Annotated in this window: 2 protein-coding genes; one reads left to right on the top strand and one right to left on the bottom strand. The window is 69.5% G+C overall.

Going from position 1 to position 2,122, the window contains the following annotated elements:
• Window positions 1–22: 22 nt before the first annotated feature.
• Window positions 23–982, bottom strand: a complete 960-nt coding sequence (locus OC534_RS19210) for a pyridoxal-phosphate dependent enzyme (RefSeq protein ID WP_017355746.1) — start codon at window positions 980–982, stop codon at window positions 23–25.
• Between the two features lie 146 nt (window positions 983–1,128).
• Between OC534_RS19210 and OC534_RS19205 the strand changes: the two genes are divergently transcribed.
• On the top strand, window positions 1,129–1,659 hold the full coding sequence (locus tag OC534_RS19205; RefSeq protein WP_153165080.1) for a hypothetical protein: 531 nt from the start codon (window positions 1,129–1,131) through the stop codon (window positions 1,657–1,659).
• Window positions 1,660–2,122 lie beyond the last annotated feature (463 nt).

Here is a 2,122-nt window from a genome sequence, read left to right as displayed (position 1 = left end):
CGGCCCACCCGGCCACGGCGGCTCATGCCGCGCTCCACGGCAGGGCGTCAAGATCCACATTGCCGCCGGACAGCACCACGCCCACCCGTTGCCCGGCAAAGCGTTCCGGTGCGCCCAGAATGGCCGCCAGGGCGATCGCCGACGACGGCTCCACCACCTGCTTGAGCACCTGCCAGATCAGCCGCATCGCCGCCACGGTGTCGGCGTCACGCACCGTGAGCACCGACGCCGCAGGCTGCAGCAGCGCGAAGTTGGGCTGGCCCAGGGTGCCGCGCAGGCCGTCGCAGACGGTGTCCGGGGTGATGTCCACGCGGCGTTCGCCGGCGGCCAGCGAACGCGCGGTGTCGGCCGCCCCCTCGGGTTCGGCCAGCACCAGCCGCGCGGTGGGCGCCAGCGCCTGCATGGCCAGCACGGTGCCCGCCGCCAGGCCACCGCCGCCCACCGGCACCACCAGGGTGTCGAACGGACCGTGGCCGTGCAGCAGTTCCAGCGCGGCAGTGCCCTGCCCGGCGATCACGTGGCTGTGGGTATAGGGATGCACCAGCGTGCCGCCCGTCTCGGCCTGCACCTGCGCGCACATTGCTTCACGGGCGGCGATGGAGGCCTCGCAGCGCCACAGGGTGGCCCCGTGGCGGACGATGTTGGCCAGCTTGGCGGCCACCGCACCCTCGGGCACCACCACATGGCAGGCGATCCCGCGCGTACGGGCCGCCAGCGCCAGCGCGGCGCCGTGGTTGCCCGATGAATGGGTGACCACGCCACGCGCCGCCTGTGCGTCGTCCATCGCCCAGACCGCATTGCAGGCGCCACGGAACTTGAAGGCCCCCCCGCGCTGCAGGTGCTCGCCCTTGAACGCCAGCTCGGCACCGCTCATCGCATCCAGCGTGCGCGACCGCAGCACCGGGGTCACACGGGCATGTGGGGCAATGCGCGCGGCGGCGGCCAGCACGTCGTCGACACAGGGCAAGGGTGAATCGCTCATGACGCAAGATTAACGTATGGCCCCGGTTGGCATCGCCTCCCCCGTACATGCCAACATGGCGGCCATTCATCCGGATCGGGCGGGATTAAGGGCCGATTCAATGCCGCAGGCCGAAGCTGGCCTCATACCCTTGGGGGGACCCGATCATGAAGATGCGCCTGATCCTTGCCGGTGGCCTGATGTTGGCCCTGTCCGGCTGCGCGACCTACGACTATGTCGGCGGTGGCGCCGGCAGTGGCTACTACCACGGTGCACCGTCGGTGGAATACCGCTACCCGGCCGGTTATCCGTACGGCTATGGCAGCGGCTACTACGGTGGCGGCTACGGCTATTACGGCTACGGCGGCGGCTACGGCTACCCCGTGTACCGGCCGTATCCGAACTACCGCCCGCCGCACAACCACCGCCCGCCGCCGCGTCCCGACCACGGCAATGGCCCGCGGCCGGACCGCCCGCCGCGCCCGGATCGGCCGCGCCCGGACAACAACGGTGGCTCCCCCTGGCGCAACATGGACTCGCTGGGTCGTCCCCCGCAGCAGCGGCCCGCGCCGCAGCAGCGCCCGTCGATGCCGGCCCAGGCCCGTCCGGCGCAGGCGCCGCGTCCTGCGGGGCAAAGAATGAACGGTTCCCCGTGGCGAACGCTCAACAATGCGAACCAGCGCACAAATGAGCGCTGAGCTGACTTGATTTTCACGCACCGGGCGGTTCAATCTAGCCGGGTGGTGACGGTCGCCGTCGCAAAGTGACAAAAGCGACACAACGCGTCACATCAAGCTCTACGTCGATATCCGACAGGAACATCTGGATCCCCCCTGTTCCGGCCCTGTCGGATGTCGGCACCCAAAACGCAGAAGGCCCCGCTCGTGCGGGGCCTTCTGTCGTTCGGGGAGACCGGCGCTGGGCCGCAGGCTGAAAAAACAGGGCCGGCAGTCCCCCGACTACCGGCCCCTTCGCTTCCCCAGCGTGCGCGTAGACCAGCCCCTGTTCCAATTCCGGTCTGTCGTGCCAGTGGCGCGTGCCACGATGGGTGCTATTGGGTTATCTGCAGATTGCGTGCCAACTTGAGGGTAATTTTTCGACCCGGGCCCGATTGGCGCTAAAATCGCCACCCGTCCCCCTCCCCGGGGGGGAATCCAAGGC

This window comes from Stenotrophomonas sp. Marseille-Q5258, assembly GCF_946900935.1.
GTDB classification, from domain to species: domain Bacteria; phylum Pseudomonadota; class Gammaproteobacteria; order Xanthomonadales; family Xanthomonadaceae; genus Stenotrophomonas; species Stenotrophomonas nematodicola.
The sequence above is the reverse complement of the archived record's forward strand: the minus strand, read 5'-3'. Positions and strand labels throughout refer to the sequence as shown.

What these genes read in the sequence shown, in the direction of transcription:
- OC534_RS19210 (WP_017355746.1), bottom strand. Translation starts at nt 982, where the DNA reads ATGAGCGATTCACCCTTGCCCTGTGTCGACGACGTGCTGGCCGCCGCC.
- OC534_RS19205 (WP_153165080.1), top strand. Translation starts at nt 1,129, where the DNA reads ATGAAGATGCGCCTGATCCTTGCCGGTGGCCTGATGTTGGCCCTGTCC.